This is a genomic window from Telluria sp. ZT3P25 (genome assembly GCF_059685895.1).
Map to the genome: position 1 here is coordinate 1 of NZ_JCASIJ010000003.1, position 26,341 is coordinate 26,341.

General features: G+C 51.4%; 26 protein-coding genes and 1 pseudogene. 8 read left to right on the forward strand and 19 right to left on the reverse strand.

Translation table 11 applies throughout. The features are described 5' to 3' along the window. Positions 1-677: 677 nt before the first annotated feature. Together AC56LY_RS23250 and AC56LY_RS23255 are read right to left on the reverse strand one after the other, a co-directional pair. Positions 678-875 carry a class IIb bacteriocin, lactobin A/cerein 7B family gene (locus AC56LY_RS23250; RefSeq protein ID WP_499583479.1) on the reverse strand — a complete coding sequence of 66 codons (198 nt, stop codon included), beginning with the start codon at positions 873-875 and terminating at the stop codon, positions 678-680. A gap of 33 nt (positions 876-908) precedes the next feature. Further along, positions 909-1,079, reverse strand: a complete 171-nt coding sequence (locus AC56LY_RS23255) for a class IIb bacteriocin, lactobin A/cerein 7B family (protein ID WP_499583480.1) — start codon at positions 1,077-1,079, stop codon at positions 909-911. 318 nt (positions 1,080-1,397) lie between these two features. Between AC56LY_RS23255 and AC56LY_RS23260 the strand changes: the two genes are divergently transcribed. Both AC56LY_RS23260 and AC56LY_RS23265 read left to right on the forward strand, forming a co-directional pair. Beyond that, positions 1,398-2,699 (forward strand): HlyD family secretion protein, encoded by a 1,302-nt coding sequence (locus AC56LY_RS23260; RefSeq protein ID WP_499583481.1) that lies wholly within the window; start codon positions 1,398-1,400, stop codon positions 2,697-2,699. A 21-nt stretch (positions 2,700-2,720) separates the two neighbouring features. After that, on the forward strand, positions 2,721-4,868 hold the full coding sequence (locus AC56LY_RS23265) for a peptidase domain-containing ABC transporter (protein WP_499583483.1): 2,148 nt from the start codon (positions 2,721-2,723) through the stop codon (positions 4,866-4,868). Positions 4,869-5,453: 585 nt separating this feature from the next. Here the strand turns inward: AC56LY_RS23265 and AC56LY_RS23270 are convergent. From AC56LY_RS23270 to AC56LY_RS23285, 4 genes are all read right to left on the reverse strand, one after another. Beyond that, positions 5,454-5,849, reverse strand: a complete 396-nt coding sequence (locus AC56LY_RS23270) for a recombinase family protein (RefSeq protein ID WP_499583484.1) — start codon at positions 5,847-5,849, stop codon at positions 5,454-5,456. A 448-nt stretch (positions 5,850-6,297) separates the two neighbouring features. Further along, positions 6,298-6,543, reverse strand: a complete 246-nt coding sequence (locus AC56LY_RS23275; RefSeq protein WP_499583485.1) for a hypothetical protein — start codon at positions 6,541-6,543, stop codon at positions 6,298-6,300. Between the two features lie 22 nt (positions 6,544-6,565). Then, a complete protein-coding gene (locus AC56LY_RS23280; protein ID WP_499583486.1) occupies positions 6,566-6,715 on the reverse strand; it encodes a DDE-type integrase/transposase/recombinase in 150 nt (49 codons plus the stop codon). A 699-nt stretch (positions 6,716-7,414) separates the two neighbouring features. Next, the gene (locus tag AC56LY_RS23285) at positions 7,415-7,741 is read right to left on the reverse strand and encodes an H-NS histone family protein (RefSeq protein WP_499583487.1); all 327 of its coding nucleotides are present in this window, start codon (positions 7,739-7,741) and stop codon (positions 7,415-7,417) included. A 524-nt stretch (positions 7,742-8,265) separates the two neighbouring features. Between AC56LY_RS23285 and AC56LY_RS23290 the strand changes: the two genes are divergently transcribed. After that, complete coding sequence (locus AC56LY_RS23290; RefSeq protein ID WP_499583488.1) at positions 8,266-8,520, forward strand: type II toxin-antitoxin system Phd/YefM family antitoxin; 255 nt, start codon at positions 8,266-8,268, stop codon at positions 8,518-8,520. After that, positions 8,517-8,945: a type II toxin-antitoxin system VapC family toxin gene (locus AC56LY_RS23295; RefSeq protein ID WP_499583489.1), complete on the forward strand. Its 429-nt coding sequence runs from the start codon at positions 8,517-8,519 to the stop codon at positions 8,943-8,945. The genes AC56LY_RS23290 and AC56LY_RS23295 overlap by 4 nt, the downstream gene beginning before the upstream one ends. A 300-nt stretch (positions 8,946-9,245) precedes the next feature. Here the strand turns inward: AC56LY_RS23295 and AC56LY_RS23300 are convergent, their stop codons facing one another. Then, positions 9,246-11,132, reverse strand: a complete 1,887-nt coding sequence (locus AC56LY_RS23300; RefSeq protein WP_499583490.1) for a hybrid sensor histidine kinase/response regulator — start codon at positions 11,130-11,132, stop codon at positions 9,246-9,248. Positions 11,133-11,555: 423 nt separating this feature from the next. On the opposite strand from AC56LY_RS23300, the gene AC56LY_RS23305 reads away from it, so the two are divergent. Further along, positions 11,556-12,245 (forward strand): class I SAM-dependent methyltransferase, encoded by a 690-nt coding sequence (locus AC56LY_RS23305; RefSeq protein WP_499583491.1) that lies wholly within the window; start codon positions 11,556-11,558, stop codon positions 12,243-12,245. Positions 12,246-13,328: 1,083 nt separating this feature from the next. Here the strand turns inward: AC56LY_RS23305 and AC56LY_RS23310 are convergent. The 8 genes from AC56LY_RS23310 to AC56LY_RS23345 form a co-directional block, all read right to left on the reverse strand. Next, on the reverse strand, positions 13,329-14,057 hold the full coding sequence (locus AC56LY_RS23310; protein ID WP_499583492.1) for a 2'-5' RNA ligase family protein: 729 nt from the start codon (positions 14,055-14,057) through the stop codon (positions 13,329-13,331). A 168-nt stretch (positions 14,058-14,225) separates the two neighbouring features. Further along, on the reverse strand, positions 14,226-14,723 hold the full coding sequence (locus tag AC56LY_RS23315) for a hypothetical protein (protein WP_499583493.1): 498 nt from the start codon (positions 14,721-14,723) through the stop codon (positions 14,226-14,228). A gap of 210 nt (positions 14,724-14,933) precedes the next feature. After that, positions 14,934-15,842, reverse strand: a complete 909-nt coding sequence (locus tag AC56LY_RS23320; protein WP_499583494.1) for a GGDEF domain-containing protein — start codon at positions 15,840-15,842, stop codon at positions 14,934-14,936. Positions 15,843-15,980: 138 nt separating this feature from the next. Beyond that, positions 15,981-18,101 (reverse strand): GGDEF/EAL domain-containing response regulator, encoded by a 2,121-nt coding sequence (locus AC56LY_RS23325; RefSeq protein ID WP_499583495.1) that lies wholly within the window; start codon positions 18,099-18,101, stop codon positions 15,981-15,983. 23 nt (positions 18,102-18,124) lie between these two features. Next, positions 18,125-18,661, reverse strand: coding sequence for an ATP-binding protein (locus tag AC56LY_RS23330; protein WP_499583496.1), 537 nt, complete (start codon positions 18,659-18,661; stop codon positions 18,125-18,127). Beyond that, positions 18,658-19,275 (reverse strand): hypothetical protein, encoded by a 618-nt coding sequence (locus AC56LY_RS23335; RefSeq protein WP_499583497.1) that lies wholly within the window; start codon positions 19,273-19,275, stop codon positions 18,658-18,660. The genes AC56LY_RS23330 and AC56LY_RS23335 overlap by 4 nt, the downstream gene beginning before the upstream one ends. Then, positions 19,272-20,147 carry a response regulator gene (locus tag AC56LY_RS23340; RefSeq protein WP_499583498.1) on the reverse strand — a complete coding sequence of 292 codons (876 nt, stop codon included), beginning with the start codon at positions 20,145-20,147 and terminating at the stop codon, positions 19,272-19,274. The genes AC56LY_RS23335 and AC56LY_RS23340 overlap by 4 nt, the downstream gene beginning before the upstream one ends. Next, positions 20,147-20,914 carry a Crp/Fnr family transcriptional regulator gene (locus AC56LY_RS23345; protein ID WP_499583500.1) on the reverse strand — a complete coding sequence of 256 codons (768 nt, stop codon included), beginning with the start codon at positions 20,912-20,914 and terminating at the stop codon, positions 20,147-20,149. The genes AC56LY_RS23340 and AC56LY_RS23345 overlap by 1 nt, the downstream gene beginning before the upstream one ends. Before the next feature lie 342 nt (positions 20,915-21,256). On the opposite strand from AC56LY_RS23345, the gene AC56LY_RS23350 reads away from it, so the two are divergent. The 3 genes from AC56LY_RS23350 to AC56LY_RS23360 all read left to right on the forward strand — a co-directional run bounded on the left by AC56LY_RS23350 (position 21,257) and on the right by AC56LY_RS23360 (position 23,279). After that, the gene (locus AC56LY_RS23350; protein ID WP_499583501.1) at positions 21,257-21,556 is read left to right on the forward strand and encodes a hypothetical protein; all 300 of its coding nucleotides are present in this window, start codon (positions 21,257-21,259) and stop codon (positions 21,554-21,556) included. 832 nt (positions 21,557-22,388) lie between these two features. Then, positions 22,389-22,766, forward strand: coding sequence for a response regulator (locus tag AC56LY_RS23355; protein WP_499583503.1), 378 nt, complete (start codon positions 22,389-22,391; stop codon positions 22,764-22,766). Between the two features lie 225 nt (positions 22,767-22,991). Beyond that, on the forward strand, positions 22,992-23,279 hold the full coding sequence (locus AC56LY_RS23360; protein ID WP_499583504.1) for a hypothetical protein: 288 nt from the start codon (positions 22,992-22,994) through the stop codon (positions 23,277-23,279). Between the two features lie 294 nt (positions 23,280-23,573). Here AC56LY_RS23360 and AC56LY_RS23365 read toward each other — a convergent pair whose 3' ends face one another. The 4 genes and pseudogenes from AC56LY_RS23365 to AC56LY_RS23380 all read right to left on the reverse strand — a co-directional run bounded on the left by AC56LY_RS23365 (position 23,574) and on the right by AC56LY_RS23380 (position 26,256). Then, positions 23,574-24,161 carry a YdcF family protein gene (locus AC56LY_RS23365; RefSeq protein WP_499583506.1) on the reverse strand — a complete coding sequence of 196 codons (588 nt, stop codon included), beginning with the start codon at positions 24,159-24,161 and terminating at the stop codon, positions 23,574-23,576. A 350-nt stretch (positions 24,162-24,511) separates the two neighbouring features. Beyond that, a complete protein-coding gene (locus tag AC56LY_RS23370) occupies positions 24,512-25,015 on the reverse strand; it encodes a carboxylesterase family protein (protein ID WP_499583557.1) in 504 nt (167 codons plus the stop codon). A 166-nt stretch (positions 25,016-25,181) separates the two neighbouring features. Next, positions 25,182-25,481: pseudogene (locus tag AC56LY_RS23375) on the reverse strand (IS5/IS1182 family transposase); the annotation flags it as partial. A 58-nt stretch (positions 25,482-25,539) separates the two neighbouring features. Continuing rightward, positions 25,540-26,256: an IS6 family transposase gene (locus tag AC56LY_RS23380; protein ID WP_499583507.1), complete on the reverse strand. Its 717-nt coding sequence runs from the start codon at positions 26,254-26,256 to the stop codon at positions 25,540-25,542. Positions 26,257-26,341: the final 85 nt, after the last annotated feature.

Consider the following 26,341-nt stretch of genomic DNA (forward strand, 5'->3'; position numbering starts at 1 on the left):
AGTTTGTCCCAATAATTGCGACCAGACTGGCACTCCTGTGCAGACCCTCGTTAATCGAGGAAAAGAGTGCTTTCTTGTCAATATGTCCGACACGACTAGTACTGCTGATAACCTATTATATCAATAGTAAAAATATAGGAGACCGTATAAGATCAGCGGCACAGGGCTCTGGCGACCTCCGCCCTATCACTGAGCTAATCGGCCAATGTACTGTCAACGCTTTTGCATTCACAAGAAGTGAACATTGGGATTACTCCTGACCACTGCGAGGTAAAGCATCTAACGCAGAGCACACGTACAATGTGAAAGCACTAACCATTCACATTAATGCCATCCAAAAATTATCGGTTTGTCAAATGACTTGCTAATCTAGATCTGTATCGTTGCAGAGATTGGATGCTAGATTGGTTATGGTAAGGTAGTTCGAAAAGATCGGCGATACTGCTATCAGTACTGTTCAGTTTTAGATATTTAATCAACTGAAATATGAGTGTCGCTTTTACCATTAAAATAAGTTTGCGCCATCGTTAACCCACCCCAAAAACCAAAAATAAAAACTATGAAACAAAGACAAGCAATCACAATTTTCAACAATTTCCAACCTTTTTGATCAAACATCTGACACCCTATTCCATTTTCAAAAAAGGCATTATCAATTAATGATAATGCCTCTATATTTAAGGCTGATTGAGATAGTAAATAGCAGCGCCTGCTGCAAAACCAATTCCGACGCCGACTACGCCACCTGCAGCCATCATTGCGCCTACACGAATTGCGAACACCATACTTGGAGCAAGACCGCCGCTTACTTCATCAATTTCTTCAAAGGAAAGAGCTTGAATACCGGCAATTTTATTTTCGATCATATTATTCATCACTAACGTTTATTTATATCAATGCCGTGGAAGTTAAGGCTGATTCAGTTTGTAGTAAGCACTAGCCACAGTCCAACCAGCTGCAACACCAGCAATAACCGCACCACCAACGGCTGATGCGATCGCTACTCCGAGTCCAGCTGCAGCCAACGGAATAATACCACCGCTCACTTCATCAATTTCTTGCAAGGTCAATTCGTTCATTTTTTCTTTCTAATAGGTTGAGTAAGACGGAACAATATTAACCGCCTCGAGTTCGATCTTATCAACTTAACTAAAAAAAAGTCAACAATTTTTTTGGAATATTTTGTAAATAAAGAAGTTAAACTGAGAGTATCTGAATTAGTTACTATTTGATAGTTTTCCTGTCTAAAAACGTGCTATCTCTCACAATCGGGATTATCATAAGTGATTTTCTTATAGAATTTCGTATAAAAAATACTGTAAAATCGACGAGCACTTAGGTGAAATAAACAAAAAGTAGATTAGAAACCGAAGTAGTAATTTAGACTAGAGATAAAAGTGAACGCAGAAAAAGAATCAAGAGTTGATGCTAAAGATAGTCAGACTAGAAATTTATTTCGAAAAGAAGCTATCGAAAATTTAAAGACTAATCAATATGGTTCGGTTGTTTTGGCACGACCTTGGAGCTACACAGCTTTGACTATTCTATTCTTAGTAATTGGACTAGCAATCGTTCTTACATTTATTTTACTTAGTACTACAAGAAAAGCTCATACTCAAGGCGTGCTGGTACCAACAAAAGGCATCATTCGAGTGCTAGCAAATCAACCAGGTATAGTTAAAAAAAGATTTATTCAGCAAGGACAAAAAGTCCGTGCTGGAGATGTACTTTTTGTGATTTCAGGAGAGCGCCACTCATTTAACGCATCGACTCAAGCAGGAATATCTGCTCTTCTGCTTAGTCAACGTCGTAGTTTTGATACAGAGTTAAAAGAAGCTACGATTCAGTCACATCAGCGTATTTCAGCAATACGTCAGAGGGTATCAAATATAAGAAATGAGCTGATTCATATAGAAAGTCAGATTGACCTACAAGAGCGCCGTGTGGAAATTGCAAAAAAAGCAGAAAAGCGATATAAAGACCTTGAATCAACTAAATTTATCTCAGGCGCCCAAGTTGATGAAAAGACAGCCGATTCTTTAGACCAAGCCCAACGTTTTTCAGATCTTCTCCGTATAAAAAATTCGACTATGCGCGAATTAGTAACTGCAGAAGCAGAAATTAGCGACCTTGAAACACAAGAAAAACGAACGCTTTTAACATTGCAACGCAATGCACAGGTTGTGCAGCAGGAATTCAACGAAAGTGAAGCGCGTCGAGAATTTGAGATTACAGCTCCCCAAGACGGGATAGTTGCAGTAATAACGGCTAGTGAAGGACAGGCTATTGATAACACTAAATTATTGGCATCCTTATTACCAGACGATTCGTTACTTGAAGCAGAGGTATTTGCAGCCTCTCGTGCAGCAGGATTCATTCGACCTGGCATGAAAGTTTTATTGCGCTATCAAGCATATCCCTATCAAAAATTTGGCCAACATGTTGCCTGGGTTGAGGATGTTGCTCAAACTTCATTGCGCCCTGAAGAATTGAATTCGTTAGTAAGTGGACATGTAACAACATCTAACGAACCTCTTTATCGCATCAAGCTTCGTCTCGAAAATCAAAGCATAACCGCTTATGGAAAAAGTGCATCACTAAAATCTGGGATGGTGGTAGATGCAAGCGTAATTCTAGAAAAGCGCAAATTATATGAATGGATACTAGAACCGTTATTTAGTATTTCTGGCCGTTTTTAAGTAAATATAAGTTTTTCTAAAATGAAAATAAATAAATTACTCCAAAATTCTTTTTGGAATACAAAGAGATTGCCAATAATTCTTCAGACTGAAGCTGCAGAGTGTGGTTTAGCATGTTTGGCTATGGTTTCAAGCTATTGGGGCTATCAAATAGATCTACCAAATATGCGAAGAAGATTTTCTGTCTCGCTTAAAGGCCTTAGTTTACGTGCATTGATCAGCATGGCGCAGGCATTATCATTACAGTGTCGACCAGTAAAACTAGGGATTGAAAATTTACCTGATTTAAAACTCCCTTGTATTTTACATTGGGATCTTAATCACTTTGTCGTACTAAAGTCAATTTCAGGAGTAACAGCAGTTATTCACGACCCAGGCGCCGGCGAACGCAGTATTAAAATGGAAAGGCTTTCCAAGCATTTCTCTGGGGTGGCTGTCGAGTTAACTCCAACATCAGAATTCATTAAAGATAAAAATATTCAAAAGTTTTCTCTTATTTCATTAGTTGGACGTATTGATGGATTAAAGAGAAGTTTATCTCAAATATTATTGCTTGGATTAGTATTGCAGATCTGCATGTTAGTTGCACCATTCTATATGCAGTGGATCGTTGATGAAGCTTTGCTTACTGCCGACCAAGATTTGGTAACTACTCTTGGAATCGGTTTCATTGTTTTATTGGTAATTAAAACAGTAGTGAACGCAACACGGTCATGGCTTACTACTGTTATGGCGACAAATCTAAATATCCAGTGGTTTGGAAACGCTTTTAGCCATCTTTTGAAATTACCTTTAGATTATTTTGAAAAACGTCACACTGGAGATATTGTTTCACGTTTTGGCTCAATTGAAACAATGCAGCGGCATTTAACCACTCAATTTATAGAAGGAATCATTGATGGCATCTTAATGGTGGGAACATTTGCCATGATGTTGGCATATAGTGTCAAACTGGCATTTATAGCAGCTATCGCAATAATTATATATGCTCTAGTGAGATGGATTGTATTTAAACCTTTGCGAGAGGCATCCGCAGAACAGATTATTCATGCAGCGAAACAACAGACAATCTTTCTGGAATCTGTGCGTGGAATTCAAAGTATTCGTCTATTTTCACGAAATGAAGAGAGACGCACAGGATGGATGAATTCGCTGACAGACCAGTTCAACGCTGATATACGTGTATCTAAATTGGTAGTATCCTACCAAACTTTTAACTCATTTTTATTTGGCGCAGAACGTATAATTATTATTTGGATCGCTGCATTACTTGTTATGAGTAATCAATTTTCTATCGGCATGCTTTACGCCTTTATCGCTTATAAAGATCAATTTAGTGAACGTACATCCGGTCTCATAGATAAAATATTTGAGTTGAAGATGATGCGCCTGCACGGCGAGCGGCTTGCAGATATCGTATTTACAAAGCCCGAATCTGAGGAAAATGATTTTGAAATTAATGTTGATGATTTAGATTCAACGATAGAAGTAAAAAATTTAAGTTTCCGCTACTCAGATTCTGAGCCTTACATTATTAAAGACTTTAGTATAAAAATACCAGAAGGGCAATGTTTAGCTGTCGCCGGTCCATCTGGGTGCGGAAAAACTACTCTAATGAAATTACTTTTAGGATTGCTTAAACCTACCGCTGGAGAAATTTTAATTGGGGGTATCCCTATGGAAAAGCTTGGGGCAAAAAACTTTCGTAAGATGATTGGAACGGTGATGCAGGAAGACTCATTATTCGCAGGATCTATATCAGACAATATTGGATTTTTTGATTCTGAGCCAAATAATGATAGGATATATGAGTGTGCAAAAGCAGCAGCTATATTTCCCGAAATACAAGCGATGCCAATGGGATTTAATACTTTAATTGGTGATATTGGTACTGGAATTTCTGGGGGACAAAAACAGCGCCTCCTCTTGGCACGGGCGCTATATCGTGAACCGCGTTTGTTATATTTGGACGAGGCCACAAGTCACTTAGATATTTGGAATGAGCAGGCAGTAAATTCGTCAATTCGCGCTCTTGAACTAACGCGAGTAATTATCGCTCATCGTCCTGAAACGATAGCAATGGCAGAGCGAGTAATTATTCTACAAAACGGAACAATATTTCAAGATATTATCCAAAATCCGAGTGATCAAACAAAGCTTGCTGCATAAGTGTGTTAGTGACCGCCGCTGCACCTAGCGGACGCGGCCTATTTCCTGCTCGCCATCGACTTGGCCCGGACTGAAGATGAACTGCGGCACCGCGCCTTCGTGATGCCGCTTACATAGATGGGTGCTGGCCAGACTTCAAAGGCATAAGTACTACAGGCCTGTGTCAGCAACTGCGGCGGCCGCGAAGGCAAAGCTGAGTCGGTGAGGAAGTTGGCACGCGAATGCGAGCAAACTACGCGCTCGAGCTTATAGGACTTGGCGGCGCGTGACATTATCGATTTTAGTGCTCATGCAGGGTTCAGGCGGATCAAGACTTACCTTCGCCCCTAGCCATCGTTATAGGCGCCAGCCAACAGATAAGCATAGCGCGTCGCCGCTGGCATGGCTGACGCGGCCATCACAAGTCAATGCGCGCGCCGTGTTTCGGGAAGGCCATTCCACCATTCCATGCCGTGAGGGGCCTCCTCCTTAATCGGGTAGATGCTGCCACAGCTTCCTGGTTGTTCTCGTACAGCTTCAGTTGTCCCCTCTCCCAGATCAGCAGGACGGGGCTGGATTTTGCAAGTACGATTCATGCCCTTCCCCTCACTGGATGGGGGCGGTTGGCTTCACGACGCGCATGACGCTGGCGCGGGAAATACCGAAGGTGCGCGCTAGCGCGCTGATCGATTCGCCGGCTTGGTGTTGCCTGGCCATCGCTGCGCGCTGTTCTTCGGTTGTGTTAGTAGGGCGGCCCAAGGTCTTGCCCTCCGCCTTCGCGCATGCTAGGCCGGACTGGGTGCGCTCTACTAGCAGGTCGCGCTTCATCTCGGCGACGGCCCCCAGCATGTTCAGCATGAGCTTGCCGGCGGCACTGGTCAGATCGAGCTTGCCCAGCTGCAGGACAATGACCTCAATGCGGCGCGCCGCTAGCGCTTTGATCGTGGTGACGATGTCTTGGGCATCGCGGCCGAGGCGGTCGAGTTTCGTCACCATCAGCATCTCGCCGTCACGAATCTAGCTGAGCATCTTGGCAAACTGCGGGCGCTGGGTCGCCGAAACCTTGCCTGACACGCCCTCATCCGCTTACCAGTAGCTGGTCGTGTAGCCGGCCGCTTCGATCTTGCGGCACTGGTTCTTAGTTGTTTGCTCTTTGGTGCTAACCCGGCCGTATAAAAAATTGCCATCTTTACATCTCCACAGTATCCGTTAACGTTAAATCTGTTCAATAACGTATACGCTACATGTGAACATGTTCAATAGAAAAAATACTAGTTTATTAACATCATCGCGGCTAATGATCGCCCGCTGTTGATAAACGGTCGTTATTGAACATTTACACGGCGTGGATGGTGAGAGCATCTCCCTCGATGATTGTCCAGCCAGGTGGCCAGCCAGTAGCAAAGTGCTCAGCTTGGGTTGACGCCGTCGCATAGAATTGCTCAGCGAACTACGTAACGCCATCAGTGGCAGGCTGGGCTTTGCAAACTATGTCTATAAGCTCAACGCCCCCCACTTCAATGCTGGCAGACCGGAACGATTTGAAAACGACCATGGCCCTGGTCACGCGCTTGATCGCCCGACGGTTCTGTTCAACATTATTGCTGAGGTACTTGACTTGGCGAACAGTGGTTAGCACTTCGCGGTCAGCGCCGATCTCGTCAATCACCGCTTTATTAGCGGCGCTCTTATCCATCGCTACCTTACTACGGGTAGCGTTAGCCACCATCGCTGCCGAAGTAGCGCTTCGCTGCAGCCGTGTTGTGCTCGGCTGTCAGAGGGAAGTCGATGGTCTTGACCTGCTTATCGACAGTGCGGTAGAGATTTTTCTCGACGCCTTTGACCTTGATGTACGTCACATTCATCATCACGTAGGTTGGAAAGCGCTGCTTTGAAGTTGAGAATGTAAGTTAATCAAGGGTTGAAGCTACAGCTTATCGGATCGTCTGGTTCCGCCATCATGCAACCGAACCCTTTAGCTCATCCCCGGTGACGAAAGATGTATGTCCCATCAAGTGCCGCTATGCCCACCGTTCTTCAACGAACCATGTGGACACGGGAGATGCCCCTGAAACCGTTGCCTGAAAGTGCGGCCCCCCGCACTGCAATGCGACAAGCGACGGCCAAGGGGAGGGCACCCTGAGATGCCGGCTGCAATCCGAGGTTACTTCGCCGCGCTCGGTCATCCTTCAGTGCTACGCAGATACCCGGTTGAGGCATTCCACTAGCGCGACGCGAGAGCTGGTCACGCCGTGAGTTTTCAACTGCCTTTAGGCTTTAGTTGCATAACCCAGTACGCAAAGGTATCGGGCGAACCGACTACTTGCTGCCGTATATCTGGAAAACCTGACCGAAACTGCAAGAGTTACGATCACCTTTGCTTCGACGATAAGGCGTATCCGCATCGAATCTTTTGCAGGAACTGCCGCTCATGCGTTTGCTTAATTATCAAGCACATACCGAAGAACCGCATGAACACTGGTTCTAACGACGTTATCAGCACAGTTATCCACGAAAAATGTGGATATCGTTGGCTTCTACTGAGCAGCATGCGTGCGCGAAAAGGGTTAGATCCTGAAATCGTCTAGCGACTTCCCACCGGCCAACCCCTCAGCAATCCACTTTGGCTGTCGACCGCGGCCGGTCCACCTCTGCGCACTGTCAGCTGGGTTCTGGTACTGCGCTTGAACCTTTTTGCCGCTCCCTTTCGCTTTTGCTCCACCAGTTGCAAGCAGCTCCTCTACCGAGACACCTAAAGTCTGAGCAATAGTAAGAATCTGCTCACGTGCTTTAGTGACTTCCTGTTGTTGGCGAGCTTTGATATTTTTCTCAATCTCTGCTTGCAGTCCCTTGAGCTCGCTGAGGTTATAGTCCGACAGATTTACCTTGGTCATAGATTGATCTTTCTTCGTTAAGTGGTTTGGAAGTAATTTTACAAACGATTCTACTATGCGCTTGCTAATCAGACGTGTTTCCGGCCATTCTTGAGATTGTAGGCCGTATCTTGAAAGAGAAGCTGGACACAAAGGTGTGTATGTTTGCGTGCACCATCATCCGCAGTTAAAGCCGAGCCAAAGCCGATTCTTGGTACGAGGTCGTCGGGTACCTCATCGATGTGACCCACGACTAGTTCCAGAGTACCGGACTTAGAGGGTAGGTATTCCGACAAGGCGATGGATCGCACGCTAATTTTGTTGATGTCGACAGGCGGCCGGGCTCCTGCATGCCAGTAGGCTGGCCGTGCTACCCGCATGAGGATATAAAGCGGTAGCTCGACAGCTTTCAGCACGATTGAGATAGGTAAGGAAAACACTGCGCGGGGGTTCTGTGACTACACTGCGGATTTGTCCATTCCGCTTGCACTCACTTGCGCAATGTAGTAACATATCTACATAAAGCAAGCAAAAGAGGGGTTGCCATGACCATTACCACCATATCCAGCCGCGAGTTCAACCAAGGAGCGAGCGAGGCAAAACGGGCCGCAACTAATGGACCGGTGTTCATCACAGATCGGGGCCGGCCTGCCCATGTACTGATGAGCTTTGAGGACTATCAGCGACTTACAAAGCAGCGGCGCAACATTGCTGATGCGCTGGCTATGCCGGGTATCGCTGACATCGATTTTGAGCCGCCGCGTGTGACCATCGAAACACGGGCGCCTGATTTCTCATGATGTTTGTTCTCGATACAAACGTGGTTTCCGAACTCCGCAAAGTGCGGCTTGGCAAGGCCAATACGAACGTAACGGCATGGGCGGAGAGCGTTGACGCCGCTGACCTCTTTGTGTCTGCTATCACCATTATGGAACTGGAGTTAGGCGTTCTGTCGATTGAGAGAAAGGATGCCTCCCAAGGGGCCATGTTGCGTTCTTGGCTCGAACAGCAGGTATTGCCCGAATTCGCTAGACGCACGCTGCCTGTTGATACCGCCGTAGCGCAACGCTGCGCCCGGTTGCATGTACCCGACAAGCGTAGCGAGCGCGATGCGCTCATCGCTGCAACCGCCCTTGTGCATGGCATGACGGTGGTTACCCGCAACACCGCTGATTTTGTGCCAACGGGGGTATCCCTCATCGATCCGTGGCAGGTATCGCAATGACGGAAAAACGTGCGGCGGTTAAACCGAAACTTTAGGGATTACGGAAATCGTGGACGCCAATAAAGTCAGACACAAAACAATAATGTTTGACACAAGAGACCGAGGCGGACGAGTTACCAGAAACTTCCGCTTTCGGCCAAAAGCGGACGGTGACAAGAACTCCTCGGCGCCCGCAAGCTGCGTGCAACTATGCGCTTTGGTCAAGGATCGAACCGATAGGGTCTGATGTTCGAGCAGATATCAACTGGAAGGTGAGCGTACAGGTGACACGGCTCTCGACCGCACTTCAACAACTGAAATCTATCCTAGTCGCTTGATGAGATCAGGCAAGCGATATGGTTTTGCGATGACCTCAAAGTTGGTCAACGCCTCACCAAATTTTTCACGAAGAGATCCGCTCATGTAACCTGACGCGAGGATTACCTTCAGGTGCGGCATCAGTTCTTTCGCCGCAGTCGCGAGGGCCACACCATCCATGCCTGGCATGACTACATCGCTGAACAAGACCTTGATGTCCTGATTTTGCTTGAGCAAATTCAAAGCTTCAGTCCCGGAGTTTGCAGCGAGGGGGTCATAGCCGAGATTGGAGAAGAGGGTCACCGCCATATCCAGGACATCTGGCTGGTCATCTACGACAAGTACCTTTTCCATTGGCTGCGCATCCGGATGTGCGGTCACATCAGCAGTTGTTTGCGCCGCAAAGTACATTGAGATCCTCGTTCCTTCCCCAACCGCAGACTGGATATCGAGAAAGCCACCCGTCTGTTGCATGAGTCCGTACACCTGGCTCAGTCCTAGCCCGGTACCTTTACCGACAGGTTTGGTAGTGAAGAAGGGTTCCATCGCTCGCGCCTGTACCTCTGGAGACATGCCGCAACCATCGTCGGCAACAGTCACGACAACGTACTCTCCTGGCGGAATATCCTTGATCCCAGCCTCGCTGATGACCGCTCCTTGGGTCTCGAGCGTAATGAGGCCATGCTCGCCAAGCGAGTCACGCGCGTTAATCACCAGGTTCAATAGAGCAGATTCAAATTGAGAGATGTCGGTCAGCACTCTCCCAACAGAGGCCTTCTTGATCCTGAATTTTGCGGTGCTTGGAATTGCACGGCGCAGCACAGCTTCAAAAGTACCGATGACGCGATTGACGTCGTGACTCTGGACCTCGAGCGGCTGCTGGCGGGCAAAGGCAAGTAGCTGGCTCGTCAGGGATGAGCCTCGTTGCGCAGCACGTTCCATACTGTCGATAATCTTTCGCTGCTGCGTAGGAATAGGCGTTGTCTTCAGCAGGTCGATGCCGTTGATGATGACGCTTAAAAGGTTGTTGAAGTCGTGGGCGATACCGCCAGTGAGTTTGCCTATCGCCTCAAGCTTTTGGGCCTGGTGGAGAGCCTCGCGGGTTTTGTCCAGAGCGAGCGAGGCCTCGCGCCGCTCGGTCACATCGCGTGTGATCTTGGCAAAACCAATCAGCGTGCCACCCGAATTAAATACTGGATCGATTACGACATGCGCCCAGAAGCTTGCGCCATCGCCTCGTATACGCCAACCTTCACGCTCAAATCTCCCTTCGTCGCGTGCAATGCGAAGCGCTTGCTCCGGCAAGCCGCTGAGACGCTCTTCTTCAATGTAGAAGCGAGAGAAATGAGTACCAACTACATCTTCCAGAGACAAACGTTTGATGCGCTTAGCGCCTTCGTTCCAGTTTGTGATGAGGCCGGCTGGAGACAGCATGTAAATTGCGTAATCAGTGACGCTCTGCACAAGCAGACGGAACTGCTCTTCGCTGGCGTGCAGCTCCTCTCGAGCACGATACTGCTCACTCACATCCCTCGTAATTTTTGTGAACCCAAGCAGCTCGCCTTCAGTACCAAATATCGGGTCGAGCACAATGTTGGCACGAAACAATGTTCCGTCCTTGCGTACTCGCCAGCCCTCATCTTCAAATCTGCCGGTAGTCAGCGCGGTGTGCAGCGCCCGCTGGGGTGTCCCGGCAACCTGATCTTCTGAAGTGTAAAAGCGCGAAAAATGTTGACCGATAATCTCGTCAGCAGAATAGCCCTTAAATCGTTCGGCACCTGCATTCCAGCTAGCCACTACTCCTTCAGGTGTGAGCATGTAGATGGCGTAGTCCGTTACCTGGGTGACGAACAATCCAAGGCGGTCGGTTTCAAAGTTTTCGTGATTCATTGGCCACCCTAATAGATCCGCTAGTGTAACCCCGTTTGCATACTCAGCAGGTTCAATTGCGGGTCAGCGAGGGCTAAGTCACTATCTTTTTGCAGGCAGTTATAAGGTCGGCTTTGGGTCGCCAGCTGCCGGTCAAGACAGTGTGTGACTTTTCCAGTTCGACAACCTGCTAAGCTGACGCGGACGGCCGATTTCGACCCATACCGGACGTTTGCTTCCCCGACTTAGCAGATGTCCCAATGCAAAGACAGGCGTGCTGGAAGTTGACATCACATAGAATATCACGTAACTTTCAATGCTACATGAGTTCCGTTCGGCCAAACGCGGCTACTGCTATTCCCACGGTTTGTCGTTGCTGTCGGTTTTTACTCGACATGCGTAAGTGAAAAACTACGCTCGATAACACCCTTCCTTTTGGAATTTATGAAAGAAGATCAAATTTCGCCTTATGCGAACGTTGGCATGATCGCATCTTATACGGACGATGCGCCTCGCAAGGTGCCAGGGCTTCTCGATCTCCATCGCATGATGATGCTGCTCTTGGCTGAACAAGCCTCCGGTGAGGCTCACATCCTTGTAGTCGGTGCGGGCGGAGGACTGGAAACCAGAGCGTTAGCTGAGGCACAACCAGGGTGGCGACTGACTGGCGTCGATCCTTCACCAGCTATGCTGGACCTGGCGCGACAAACGATTGCGCCATTTTCGGACCGAATCAGTTTAGTGGAGGGTACAGTGGATCAGGCACCGGCTGGGCCATTCGACGGTGCAACCTGCCTTCTCACTCTCCACCATATCTCACCGAGCGAGCGACTGCGTACGCTGCAGGAAATACACAATCGGCTAAAACCTGGTGCTAACATCGTCATCGCAGGACACTCCGCACCAAGCCCGGATCCTGTACGTTGGATGACGCGTTCTGTTGCTTTCGGCGATCGTCATGCCATCGATCTCAAGGCTGCTTCTAACACAGCAAAAATGATGGCTGAACGCCTGCACTTGCTAAATCCTGCTGAAGAAGAAGCGATGTTGAAAGAAGCCGGTTTCCAGGACGTTGCAATGTTTTATGCAGCTTTTTCCTTCCGCGGATGGGTTGGGACTGCCAGCTCGCGATAGGGCGAAGCATTGCCGAAAATGGCCTGAGCACCATCTCATTCGAAACCAACGGAGCAATAGCAACCTGCGGTTCTAGGACCGCTTTTGGCCGAACCCGGCCGTTCAGGCCAGCACAGCAGGTTGCTACTTGAAAACCGGCAGTGGCCGCGACAGGCCAGAATCGACACTAGCACCGTCGAACGTGTACGCGACTATCCAACTGAAGCAAGACGGTGTAGGAGTAGACCGGCTAAACCGGCCAGAAGAGCGTAGCCTGCAGCGCGACGCTGTCCCAGTAAGATGAGCGCGACCGCAACAAACATTCCAGTGATGAGAGGAAACATCAGCGTTGTCCAAATCAAAACTCTATTGCTCTTAAACGGAATCCGCAAAGGCCGAGGCTGGCCTCTCTTATACGTCTGTCCAACAATCAGCGTCACGGAACAGATTCAACCAAGCGGTAGCCTGCGGGTGACAGTGTGTGGTCGAACATGTCCGGCTACGTCTGAACTGCGGGACCCCAGTCCGCCGCACGCATGGTGCCACCGGAGAGCACGCGTCCAATGACGCTTCCTGGGACGTTAAGTGCTTTCATGCGCTCGACTGCGCTGCGCGTGCCAGTTCGATTTTGCAGGAGTAAACCTTGGCGGATCGCGTTTGAAATATGAGATGAGTCTATCGGATGGGCCTCAGCCCCTTGGTTTGAACGTCGTTCAGTAATTAGAGTATCCATCGTGGCCTCAATGTGTGTACTTAAAAGCGCATCGTCCTAGGGCAGACACGCATACTCGCCAAAAAAAAGCCCGGCAACAATGTGTCAGCGGGCAGAAAGTAGAAAATTTGAAGAGACACTTGACGATAGACGAGAAATATTACAGTTCTGTGACTGACTGTGTATTGAAGCGCGCCATGAAACGGTGATAAGTGCCAGGACACCACTACTGAACTCTGCAGTTCAGCTAAACCTGGCACGTCCAGATCTAACGCTAACGTCCGCTCCTAGCCGAACCCAGCCGTTCACATCAGCTTAGCAGGTTGCCTAGCTTGAAAAAGCACTGACTGTCACGACAGGCCGCTATCGACCTATTGCGGACCTTCGACGACTCATGGACCCACGTTTGAGATGGGCGTTCGTAAAGGTACCTTTGCAATACGATCCAACGAACTCCTCGACATGTACCAGTCGTTGACCACCAGCTCAACTTCGTTCACACGCATGCAACCGAGCGGCTCATCCCGAAGGCTTCCAAGTTGGGCAGCAAAGTGCTGAGGACGATGCAATGGTGCGACAAAGCGAAATAGCGTCGAATGCGCCGTGATCAAGCGATATCGTTGATCGAGCGAGGCGTCCAAGCCCGCATCACGTAACTGTGTACGAAGACGTTCGCGAAACGTTTCCAGTGCAGGACCGCACGGGAACCCTTGGGCAAGCACAGCACTACGTGACATTGTAATACCATGGAACTTGATGTCGAAAGCCTCGATACCGTCCAGCGCGGCGCGCACCGAATCGATATAGTCGTTCAGCTGTGCCAATTCCGACACAGGATTCTCGATAGCAGTGAACAGGGGCAAAATCGTCACATGCATATCGGTGACCGGATAACGATATTGTTGTGGTTCACAGAGGGCGAGACGATCCAAGATAAAATTAAAGCGCGCCTGGAGCGACGGACCAGGACGCGCTATCAAGGTCAGGCCTCGGCGCAGGTCATGGCCGGCCGCAAGACGAGTGTCGCAGTCTATGTCTCCCCGGGCGACCGCGCCAAAGGCACTATCCCACAAGGTGGCATAGTGGACCTGCAATTGGGTGTTGGCAGCGGCGTCGGTCATGTCGTTATTGTGGTTGTAGCCATGAGGATAGGAAGGGCTGCTTTTGGCCGAACTCGGCCGTTCGCCTCAGCTTAGCAGGTTGGCAGGATGGAAAAGTCCCTATTGTGTACACAGGTAGGTGTCGACCAACGGCGAACGTGGATTGCATCCAAAGAATTCCACAGCCAGCTAATTCTCTTCGGATTCAGGCAAGTGGACTGCCTGGCCGCCGTCAATGCGTAATGCGTATCCTGATGCCCAGAAAGAAATCGGTGCGGCATCGATGGCCCAAATGTGAAGAATCGGGAAATCAATCGAATACCTATCCTCTGTTGGCTCGTATTCGAGCGTAACTTGCCTCGATTCCGAAGACGGTTGGGGGAGCGCTACACACCCCTCGCCCACATACATGCCATGACTTTTCTGCAATCGAATACCGAATGTTTTACAGGTATTAGAGGGGCGATTAGTGATCGCCAGCTTGGCTATCCCACTTGGATAATAAACGGTAACTTCGGTCTTCAGTCCGCTTGTCTCCGTCGTTACTTTCACTCGCTCGCTGAAAAACTGGTTGATTTCAAGGCATATGCCATGAGAACAAAAGTTAGGATGAAATGGTGGAGGAGTAGCCCCGGCTTTAGGAACGGCGAGGAAAAACATCACAAGTAAGAATTCTTGAAATCTCATTGTTCACATTTCCCGTCTTCTCATGTTACATGTCCGAATCTGGCCAAACTCGGCCGTTCGCGTCAGCGTAGCACGTTGCCGGGCAAAAAAATCACCGACTGTCTCGACAGGCAGCTTTCGACCCGAAGCAGCCATCGACTACAGGTTCGTCAATGCTGAGCAGTGGGGGCACGTTGCCTTGTGGGCAACTACAGGTTTTTGATCGGTGCTCTAAACGATATGCCGGCCACGTCCGCTGCGCTTTGCAGCATATAAAGTTGTGTTGGCACGCTGCAAAAGGCTTTTAGACGTATCCTCAACCCTGAGTTCGGCGACACCGGCAGAAAAACTGTACTCCACTCCGACAAGCTCAACCGGACGATCCGCGCGCGCGATCCCTTGTCTCACCTTGGACAGCACGTATGCTGCGTCCGCAAGACCGGTATCTGGAAAAATAATCAAAAATTCATCTCCCCCGATGCGGCTGATCGTGTCGGCGGGTCGCATATAAAAGCGCATTTTTTCGGCGGAGTGTTTCAGGATGTGATCACCCATTTGGTGACCATAGGTATCATTTACGTCCTTGAAATAATCTAGGTCAATCATGGCTACGCAGAGCGGGGTGTACTCGCGACGAGCCGCCTGGATTTCTTGAGGTAGCCAATCGAGCACAAAACGCCGGTTAGCAAGACCCGTTAGGGGGTCTGTATTGGCGTGCACAAGTGCGGTGTCGCGCGCTTTCCGTAATGCACGCTCAGTCGTCTTTAACTCAGTAATATCGGTGGCGACAACCATTACATGCCCATCAGCGTGCGTCGATTCGACGACCCACAGCCAGCGGCCGTCAAACATGTCTGACTCAAACGTTCGCACCAAAGTAACGCGGCGTACTTGTTGGACACGACTGACCCAGGTATCGATATCGTCGTCGGCGATGATCAATCCCTTCTTTTGAGCGTGGCAATGTCGCATAAGTCCTTCCCACGTCAGTAGGTCGATAACCGGGATTGCAAACATGCTATGGAAAGCTGGATTCGCATAAACTAATACGTCTTGTCGATTGAATAATCCTACGCCCTGTACGCTCTCTTCAAAACATGCTAACAAGGTGTGCTCTGTAATATCAGGCATATCACTCATTTCACTCATGACACTGTGAGTTCGACCGACTGCGGCCCTTGTTTTGCATTTCTAATGGCCCCGCCCAAAGGGCGATCGACAACCGTTTCTAGGGGCTCTGTCGTATTGATCAGCAAGCCGATGGCAGGATAATCTGGGTCAATGCGACAGAACCAGCGTGGGAGCTAGACGCAGCGCGATCAGCTTCGTCATCAGGGCCGAAGGCAGAGGGCGGCTAATCAGGTACCCCTGGATCTGGTCGCAACCATGCTCCACTAAATACCCCCGTTGCGATGCCGTTTCGACACCTTCGGCTACCACCAGCATGTTCAGACTATGCGCCATTGTAATAATCGCATTAACAATGGCCGCATCGTCAGCATTGGTCGTCACATCGCGGATGAATGCAATATCGATCTTGAGCTTGTCGATCGGGAAGCGGCGCAAATAGGCGAGGCTGGAGTATCCGGTGCCGAAGTCATCGACCGACACTTCGATGCCGCGTTCGCGCAGATTGCGCAGGCATTCCATGGTGCGTTCAGTATTGAGCATTAGGGACGTCTCGGTCAGTTCCAGTTCCAGCAGAGCCGGCGGAATGCCATGCGTGGTCAGCGCGCTCGTTACGTCGCCTTCCAGGTCGCCCTCCGCAAACTGGCGTCCCGCGATGTTGACCGACACTTGCATCGGTCCTGTCTCTCCCAGCAGCCATTCGCTGATCTGGCGGCAGGCGGCGTCAATCACCCAGCGACCAACTCGCACAATCATGCCCGTTTCTTCCAGAACCGGCACAAACAGGGATGGCGGTACGATGCCGTGCCCGGGCCGATCCCAGCGCAGCAGTGCTTCAACACCAACGATGGTGTCGTTACTGAGCACCACCTTAGGCTGGTAATACAGTTCAAATTCTCCGTTTTCAACAGCCTTGCGTAAGGCGTGCTCAAGATCTTGACGCTGCAAGGCGTCGACGATCATCTGCGCAGTAAAAAAGCGGTACGTATCGCGCCCGGCATGCTTAGCCTCATACATCGCAGTATCGGCGTACTTGATCAGGGCTTCCGGATCCGCGCCATCTTCGGGGTGGATTGTGATGCCGACACTGGCCGTCAGAATGACGTCGAAACCTCGCAGATTGAACGGCAACTGCAGCGCGTCGGCGATCCGTTCGGCAACCAGCGATGCCCGCTGGTGGTCGTGGCCGAGGAGCAGAATCAGGCCAAATTCGTCACCTCCGAGGCGCGCAACAGTGTCTCCCTCGTATGCACAGTTGAGCAGGCGCGCACTGAACTGCACGAGCAGATCATCGCCCATTAAATGGCCCAGCGTATCGTTCACGTTTTTGAAGTGATCCAGATCGATGAACATCACAGCAACATTTGCTCCGCTGCTTGTGTCGATGGCCTGGTGCAAGGCCTCGTAGAAACTAGCCCGATTCGGCAAGTCGGTCAGGGCATCGTGACTGGCTTGGTACTGCAGACTTTGCTGCGCCATTTTGCGCTCCGTGATATCGCGCACAACGCTCACAATGATCCAATCGTTCCCGGATAGCATCGCCTGGCGGTGGATTTCTACCTGCACCAAGCTGCCGTCCTTACAATGCAACGCCACTTCGCTCAGCTTGGGGTGCACCTGACCATCCGTAATCGTGTTGAACATTTGTTCCAGCTCGTCGCGCGTCGCGGCGCCCAGCGCTACTGGTCCTAGGGTCAGCATCTCTTCACGCGAGTATCCCAGCATTGTGCACGTCGTGTCGTTGACTTCGACAAAGCGCATTGTGTCGCGGCTGACGAGCATGATGGCGTCGGCAGTCGCATTCATGGCCATACGAAAACGCTGCAGATCGGCAGTGCGGGCGACTACTTGCTTCTCAAGCACAAAGCACTGTTCCTCCAGATTGCCTAACTCTTTCAGACGCAGCAAATTGCGTACCCGCAGGCCAAGTTCGGTCGGATTAACCGGCTTGGTCAAAAATTCCTCGGCGCCGGCCTCAAGCCCGGCTAGGCGGCTGCAGATTTCCTCCTGCCCGGTGACCATGATGATCGGGATGTTTTCGGTGGCCGGATTGGCCTTGAGGATCATGGCGACTTGGTAGCCGTCGATGCCCGGCATGTTCTGGTCGAGCAGAATCAGGTCGGGTGCTTCGCAAGCAACCGAGGATAGGGCTTCTTCGCCGCTAGCTGCGCTCGTGGTCTGATAACCTTCTGGCTGCAGCAGCACCGCCAACAGGCGGCGGTTTTTTGCCTCATCGTCGACGATCAGGACAGTCGGTGCTGGGGTGTTCATATAGTATGCTGTCCTGAGAAATATTATGTTCGCGGGGCGCCATCACGGCGCAATGTGGCGTGGGAGATTGATCGCAAAAGCGCACCCAACGCTGGGGAAGTTCTCGACGGTGAGCTCACCGCCGTCCTGCTCGATGCTTTGGCGCGCGATGGACAATCCAGACCAAGACCGGTGCGATCGTCGCCGCGCTGAGAGAACGGCGAAAACATCTTTTCGGCGTCACTGCGCTTCAGGCCGCCACAGTGGTCGCGCACTGTGATGTGAATTCGCTCGCCCGCCGCGCGTGCAGTCAAAGTCACTTGCGTCCGCGCGCGGGTAAATTTAAGGGCGTTATGCAGCAGGTTCGTTAGCGCTGCCAGCAACAGGTCGCGGTTGCCACATAGGCCCAGCAGATCGTCGACAGGTGGCACCAGCAAGGTCGAGCCAAGTAGGTCAGCATTGAGTTGCGCCAATTCCTGGGCTTGGGTGACGAAATCGGACAGCGAAATCTTGTCTCCTGGAGTGCTCGCTATACCCATAGTGCGTACGTCGTCAAGCGAGATGCTGATCAGCTTGGTCATGGCCAGTGACTGCACTTGAGCACTGCGCCGGTGGCGCCGCTAATGGACAAGCGCCCGGCCTCCAGCGCCGTCACTGCCATAATCGCGACGCTGAGTGAGTTCCGCAGCTCATGCATCAGAAAGCCCAGCCGTGCGTTCGCATCCACGGAAGTTTGTTCAGCAATCGACATATCGCGCTGGAAGCTGAATTTAGTCACCGCATTCGCGATAGTATTATCAAGACGGCGATTCAGCGTACGGAACTCAGGTACCGAAAACGGCGCGTCGTGCTCGACGGCCAGGTTGGTGATCGCTTGGCACAGATCGCCATAATCGTGCACGACTTGGTCGACGGTATAGCCTAGGGTTAAAAGTGCAGAACCGTGCGCAGCAGTGCTGACGCCCATTTCAGAATGGGCTTCGCTGTCGCCGCCGCCGGCGCCGGAGAATGCCAAGCGAGTTTTGAAATCATTCTTGCTTTCGGCTCTCAACGTCCTAATCAGTTGACTCAAAAGCATTGGAATGCCATTACGCAATTGCACTTCAGTCGCATGACGGTAAGGCCGTTGAGCGACCTTGTCGATGCAACGCTGAACTAAGTCTTCAGCGTTATTGGTCAGGAAATCGTACATCATGGTGGGCCTTCTGAATCAGATGCATGCAGCCCTGGTCCACCCGGGGGCGACTCAGCTGGACCTTGGCGATTAGTTACATCCAGGCCGATACCCCGGTAACCGGCGAACCTGCTGGCGCGATCAAAAATCGGTTCGCCACAGACCACCATTGTCTGGACCGTGCCGTTTCTCAGCCGGCGGCTATAGAGGAAGTCGAGGAAAGGTTCGCGGTTGGCGATTTTCTCGCCGAGCTGCCCGCGCTGTGTAACATTCCAGCCGGCCGCCTGTAGTTCCGCCACGGTGGTGCCCTGACCGATCCCCAGCATTTCTTCGACAGGCCCGGCATAGTGGATAAGGTTGCCGCTGGCGTCCTGCTCCCAATACCAGTCTGATGACAGCTCGGCAAAACGCTGGAACCGCGCCTCGCTCCGGCGCAGTTCGGCCGTTCGTTCCAGCACCTTGTGCTCGAGCAGCTCGTTACATTCCTTGAGCTGGCGGTGCAATAGTCCGATCTCGAGCAGGTTACGAATGCGCGTCTGCAGTTCGAGGGAATCGACTGGGTAGCCCACCACGTCTGTGGCGCCGGCCTCAAGCGCGCGCAGCTTGACGTCCGGTACTGCGCTGATCGCGAGCACCGGCAGGAAAGCAATGGTGGCTATCTGTCTAAGCGCATTGATCGCGGCAATGCCTGCGGTAGTGGCACCGTGAAGTTCCAGCAGGATAAGATCGACGTTGCCGTTCCGATATGCGAGACAGGCGTCTTGAGGTTCTGCAAGCCGGCGAATATCGGTGTACCCGGCCGCCCGCAGTATCGGTTCAAGCGACAACGTGGTGTTGGTCTGACTATCGACGATGAGGATGCCGACATTGAGGTGTTCAGTCGCGGAATCCATTAAGGCATCCCGGACTTACGCATTGCAGAATGGTCAGCCGGCGCTGGCTGGCGTTGGCGGACATCCGACAGCAGGCGATCAAACTCCTTCTTCACGACACCGTAGCACTCACACACGTGCTCCTCCAGCCCGACCCGGTCGAGCACCGTGATGTGGCCGCGCCGGTAGCGGATGTAGCCGTACTCCTGTAGTATGCTTGCCGCTTCGCTCACGGCTTCACGGCGTACGCCAAGCATGTTGGCGATCAGTTCCTGGGTCATGGTCAGCTCGTTTGTGGTCAGGCGGTCAAGTGTCAGCAGTAGCCAGCGGCACAGGTGCTGTTCGACCGTGTGGTGGCGATTGCATACGGCGGTCTGCGAAATCTGGGTTAGCAAAGCCTGCGTATACCGTAGCAGCAAGTGCATCACGCGACCGTTGCGATTAAATTCTTGCATCAGCACGTGCACGGGTAATCGGTACCCGACGCCACCAGTTTGTACGATGGCGCGGTTCGGAGTAGTGCCGCCGCCCATAAAAAGAGCCACGCCGAGCACGCCTTCATTGCCGACGCCGGCGATCTCGGACGAGCCGCCGTTTTCCAGCTCGTAGTGGAGCGAAATGATGGCCGTAGTCGGGAAATACACATACTCGAGTACGCGGCCGGATTCGCACAGCACGTCGCCGAGCCGCATAGCGATCACTTGTAAACAGTCGGCAATGCGGCCAAACTCGGCGTCGAGCAGCGCAGCAAGCAAATGATTCTGGTTTGGGTCGTTATTGCTTGGCATTCCGTACTTTCGCGAGACGCCGCGGTTTGTGACTGGTCAGGCTAGCACGCATCGCGGGTACCCGGAGGAAATTTTCCCATTAGAAACTATTTATGTGCTTAAGAGCGCTAACACACGGACTTCGTGTTCTAGAAACGTGATAGTTCGATCCGGTTTATATTTTGTCCATCAAGCGTCGCTATGGCTTCTACACAAGTTGAAAGTGCGTGATATGGATGTTGTATGAGTGCTTATAGCGCTCGTCTTTTTACCTACGCGCATTGGTAAGGTTTGGTGAATCTGCGCAATATTTACAACTATATGTAATTGTACTAACTAGTATTTATTTAGGAGGTGTCATCAATGTTCAGGAACATGCGCGGAGAGCTAGTATCACATATGATCAGCGCGCTAGGCATTGAAGGAGTTGTGCTCGGCGATACAGACATTATCATGCTTAACGCCTTCATAAAAGGCGAAGTTTCCGGCCAAGACCTGTTGGCACATGCGTGCCAGTTCTGCACCTTATCGTCGTATCAAGAATGGTTGAAAAAGAGTTTTGAAAGTCATGTCGATAAGCTCAAATCGCGACCATCCGTTGAGCAAATCGTAACTGAAGTCAAAAACTGTATCAGGTATAAACATGAAGAAAATATCGCTTGAGACAATGTGAAGTTATCGACGCTTCTAAAAAAACTTCATCGCCATGTTTCGCTTCAAGGCGCATCAGAGCTATATTTTTAATGAAGATTGATTCGTGCTGTCAAAGGTCTGACACTTAAATTTCTGTTCCTTACTATTACCGCTGCGTTTGATGAAATATCAGACTTTAAAATAGGGAGCCGTTTAGTAGGCGCGTTCTGACTGCTTCTTTTATTGCTCGTTGGCGATCTTGATGTAGGTCTCATGCATACGTCACCTTCTCCCTATCGGGCGCTTATATTTTCGGGCAATTTTTTTAGAGTCTCTAGGTCATTCGACAATAATGGTCTGCTTTTTGTCTGCGGGCATTCCGTGCACAGAAGCTCTGTTATCCGGGCATCAATAAATACATGCCACTTTTATCGGCCTGCCTTGGCAGCATGTCAGCTGCGCGCCGCTCTAACGAAGCCCACCAAGTCGTGACGCGAGCTAACGCGGCAGCGGCCGCTAGCTGCTTGTCCTTAATGCCGGAGACAGGAGGAATACCCGCCATCCCAACTCGTGGCCGGCCACTAGGAGACGTAGCACCCACCTGCCGCCTAGCACGCTGACCTGCGTATTGAGTTCGTAGTTATCATTTTCGATGGCTGTCATCGCGCGTGCTCTCTTTTGTTTCGGTTACGTGAAGGGCCGTGCCTGGCCGATCTCGGCCGTTCAGTACGGCAACTATCGACCCAAAGCGGCCGGTAGTGGGATGTATTAAGACCCTTTCGCCACGCTTCTAAGCCATACTCACATACCAGTCTTCCGGATCCTGCCGTAGGGCCGAGCTGTTTAAAAGGCGGGGTACACCTTGATCCAACATCACATCTTGCTTGTCGACGATGAACCCCACGTGCTGCGCGTATTGCGTCTATCATTGGAGCGTGAGGGATACAGCGTCGCTACTGCCAGCGACGGTAGTACTGCACTGTCAGCAATGTCGATTAGGCTCCCAGACGTGCTCATCACAGATATCAAAATGTGTGGCATGGACGGCCGTACATTATGTCCGCTAGCACGCAAGATGTACCCGGATCATGTGTTTTTGATTTTGGTGATGACGTCAATGACGGCGGTAGACGAACGTCATTGGGTCCAAGAACTCCAAAATGCAGAATTTCTTGAAAAGCCGCTGTCGCCTCGACAGTTGGTAGCAAAGCTATCTCGCTACTTCGCTCCGGTCAAATAAACCAAGAAAATCTGTTAACGTCCATTCATCAATGTCCGCTCTTGGACAGACTTGCCCCTAGATGACGGGCGGATGCGACCCAATGCCGCCGTTCGCATCAATTTAGGCCATCTTTTATCGCGTTCTCATATAGCGTAGTTCTCAGGCGCGCTTGTTCTGCCTCCAACTTTGCCAGCTCGGCAAGAACAGATAAAATTCTGCTTTTGATACCTTACTTGCCGTTTTATGCCTATCCCTGTTCGCCGCCTAACAGCCTACTATCGAAGCCCAGCTTTTGCAGAGGATCATGCTTACCTTGACCGTTACGATCCGTTGGCCGCCGAACAGCAGCGTCATGCCATCATCGATAGGTTAAATGATGATTTAGCAACGGAAGGTATCACTCCGACAAGATCTGAGCTAGCTGAACAAGCACAGTTCATTGCGGGAGAAATGCCCCTCGCACAAACGCTAGAGCAGGTTGAGCTATACGTCGCCAGCATAGAACTGCGTTGGCCGTTAAAACCGTTGTGACGCGTGTACATGGGCCAGAACGCAGCTACTTCATGTTCGGTAGACGCAGTAATTTCCTAAACATCACATCTATTTCGGAAAGTCACAGCGCCCGCTCCCTTTTGTTTCGGTCGACGTGAAGGGCTGCTCCTGGCCGAACCCGGCCGTTCAGGGCAGCATAGCAGGGTGCCAGGCCGGAAATCCAGCGGTGGCCGCGGCAGGCCGGAACCGACCCAAACCGGACCTCCTTTCGCGCGAAGCGATTGGGGATGTAGCGCCTTGAGCACATCCGTTTTCAAACGCAAGGCGCTACAATTAGTGCCCAATCACAAGATAGTGGTGATAGAAGTAGAGCTCGCGAAGAAGAAACGGCATACGAGTCGAAAAGCTTCGATAGCGCGTGGTTGGAGTTGCGGATGTGACAGCTTCGATACCAAGATCGTCAGCCATTTTCTTGGCTCTTCGGAGATGGAGCGGGTCACTAACAATAATTGCACTGCGAAAACCGCTCTGGCGCATGATGCTGAAGGCCTCTGCAAGATTCTGATGCGTCGTATGTGACTGGGTTTCCGTATAAATGTCGGACAAGGGTACGCCTGCCTGGGCAGCGTACTTGGAAGCAACGGTACTTTCGGCATACTGGGCTCCCGGACCAGCTCCTCCAGTAAAGATGAGTTTGCGGACGAGGCCGCGCCGATAAAGGTCGAGGGCATGCCGGATACGTGCTTCAAACACCGGTGAGGGCTTTGACCCATATGCGGCAGCGCCAAGAACGATTGCGCAATCTGACCGGGCCGAGAGATCGCGGTCTCTGAATGAAGAGATTGCATATGCGCACCAGCATATCCAAAGACTAACCAGCGCAAGCAAAAAAATTTTCGGTTTGATGAAGCGGCTTTGCATGCAATTAACGTGAAGTGAACGTCGATCTTGACGCTACGAAGCATAACCCATGACGCGTAGACCTAGCATTCTCAACCTTGACGAAGCAATAGTTATATCGGATCAGGGCTGACACCTTCGGTCGTTTTCAGCCCAAACCAGGGTGATTGGGATTTCAGCGTGGTTAAATTGGTTCCCCCCAGCGCTTACTGATTGCCGAACCGAATAAGTCACTGACTGTCACGACAGGCTCCTATCGACCCGTAGCGGACAGTCAATTTGTTGCGCCGCTCGCAGATTGGCCGACTGAAATAAAAGGATTTGCGACGTGGCGGGTCCTAAGCGGCGGCGTATCCTTTGCCCACTCCAAGTTAAAGTGGTATAGCCGCTGATGTAGGATGGTCGCTTCCCTTAAAAATTAAGTTACATACTTCAAAGCGGTCGCCATGCTTTGCAGCTAACCCACCAGGCTCAATTGCCAGCATACTGTCCCGACTCCCCACGGTGGGCCAAAATGGCAGCTCTTTGCTATTAGGATTGCCGTTGCGGAGGAAGTTGGCCCAGTAGCGTTGTACCGGAGGCCACTCATCCTGCACTTTCATAGACGGCCGTGCGTAATATACGTAATCCATCTCGGTAGTATGTTCCGGCGGTTTGCCTGTCCCGGGAGCGCCAAAGCCGAATTCGTAACGCCATACTTGAGCGCCTGCGTCGCGCATACGATGTGCGAGCCAGCGCGCCGGACAGCGAAACCACACGTCTGTTATGACTTGCGTTGGCACGGCGCCCAGTAATGGATCGGCGGCGGAAGGCTTGCCATCCCGAAGACCGTACAACGTCCGCGCAGCAGTCACATTCGCGCCGATCGCGGCCATCACGAACTGTTCACTGGTCTCTGGCTTGCGTTCAGCGCCCAGCTCCTGTGTGTTACTTCCGATGATGACCGCAATAGGCCGCCCCGCGTTACTAATATGGGGCGCCCGTGGCGGGCTTTGTTGCATGAATCAGCAAAGTTCGTAATTCCCCAAACCCCCGGTGGAATTACGGCATGGTTGCCACCACGGTCGTCGGCGTGCCCAACCGGGTGAACCGATTGAGGATAGCGGTACGCACTTGCAGTTCGGCGACTTGGCGGCCGAAGTCACGCGACATGACGCGTTCACCAAGCAGCTTGAAGCAACGCATCTTGGCCTCGACGAGGCTGCACCGGTGATAGCCGCTCCACTTGTTCCAGATTTTTCTGCCAAGCCGGCGCGTAGCTGCCAGGATAGCGTTACGGGCTTTGGCGCCAGGACGCTGGTCCTTCTATGGCTTGGCGTTCTTGCGAGTGAGGATAATCGCCGGTTCTGTCGCGTTGTTGATCAAACAGCGGAATTTCCCCCGACCCGGTCTGCACCGCTCAAGCTGAACGGACCATTCCTGCCAGCGTAGAAAATTGGTCGGCGAACGACATGGCCTCGGCGCCGTCAAATATGAACTGGCCCTTGCGGATCATGTGGATCAGCTCGATGCCAGCGAGCACAGAGCCGGCTGCGCGGAATGATTTGAAGTTGAGCATCGGCTTGGTCACCCGCTTGATGGCGCGATGGTCCTGCTCGACAATGTTGTTAAGGTATTCAACCTGGCGGACAAGGATCGGCGCGGCGCGGCCGACGTTGATGGTATCCATGGCCGCCTTGTTGGCGCCGCTCTTGTCTATCGCGACTATGTCTGGATCGCCGTTCGCTCCCATGGCCTTGTCGAAGAAGCGCTTCGCCGCAGCCATGTCCCGCTTCGCCGTGAGCAGGACGTCGACGGTCATTCCATGCATGTCGAAGGCGCGGTAGAGGTATTTCCAGAAGCCGTTGACCTTAATGTACGTCTCGTCCATGCGGCAGCTGCCGCCGACCGGGCGCTTGTTTTTCCGGGCTATTTTCTTGATGAGCGGCAAGAAGCGGATCGCCCATCGGTTTATCGTCGAATGGTTGACCGACACGCCACGCTCTTCCATCATCTCCTCGAGGTGCCGATAGCTCAGCGGATAGGCGGCATACCAGCGGATGCAGACCAAGATCACATCGATCGGAAAGCGGATACCTTTGAAGTGAGCATGTCGATTCGTCCTGGATTCGGGCACCACAGTTTACCCGACCGGTCCGGCGACGTTTGCTAATGCGACAGAACCCGTTGCGGGTCCTGACGGAATATACATCTGCATAACA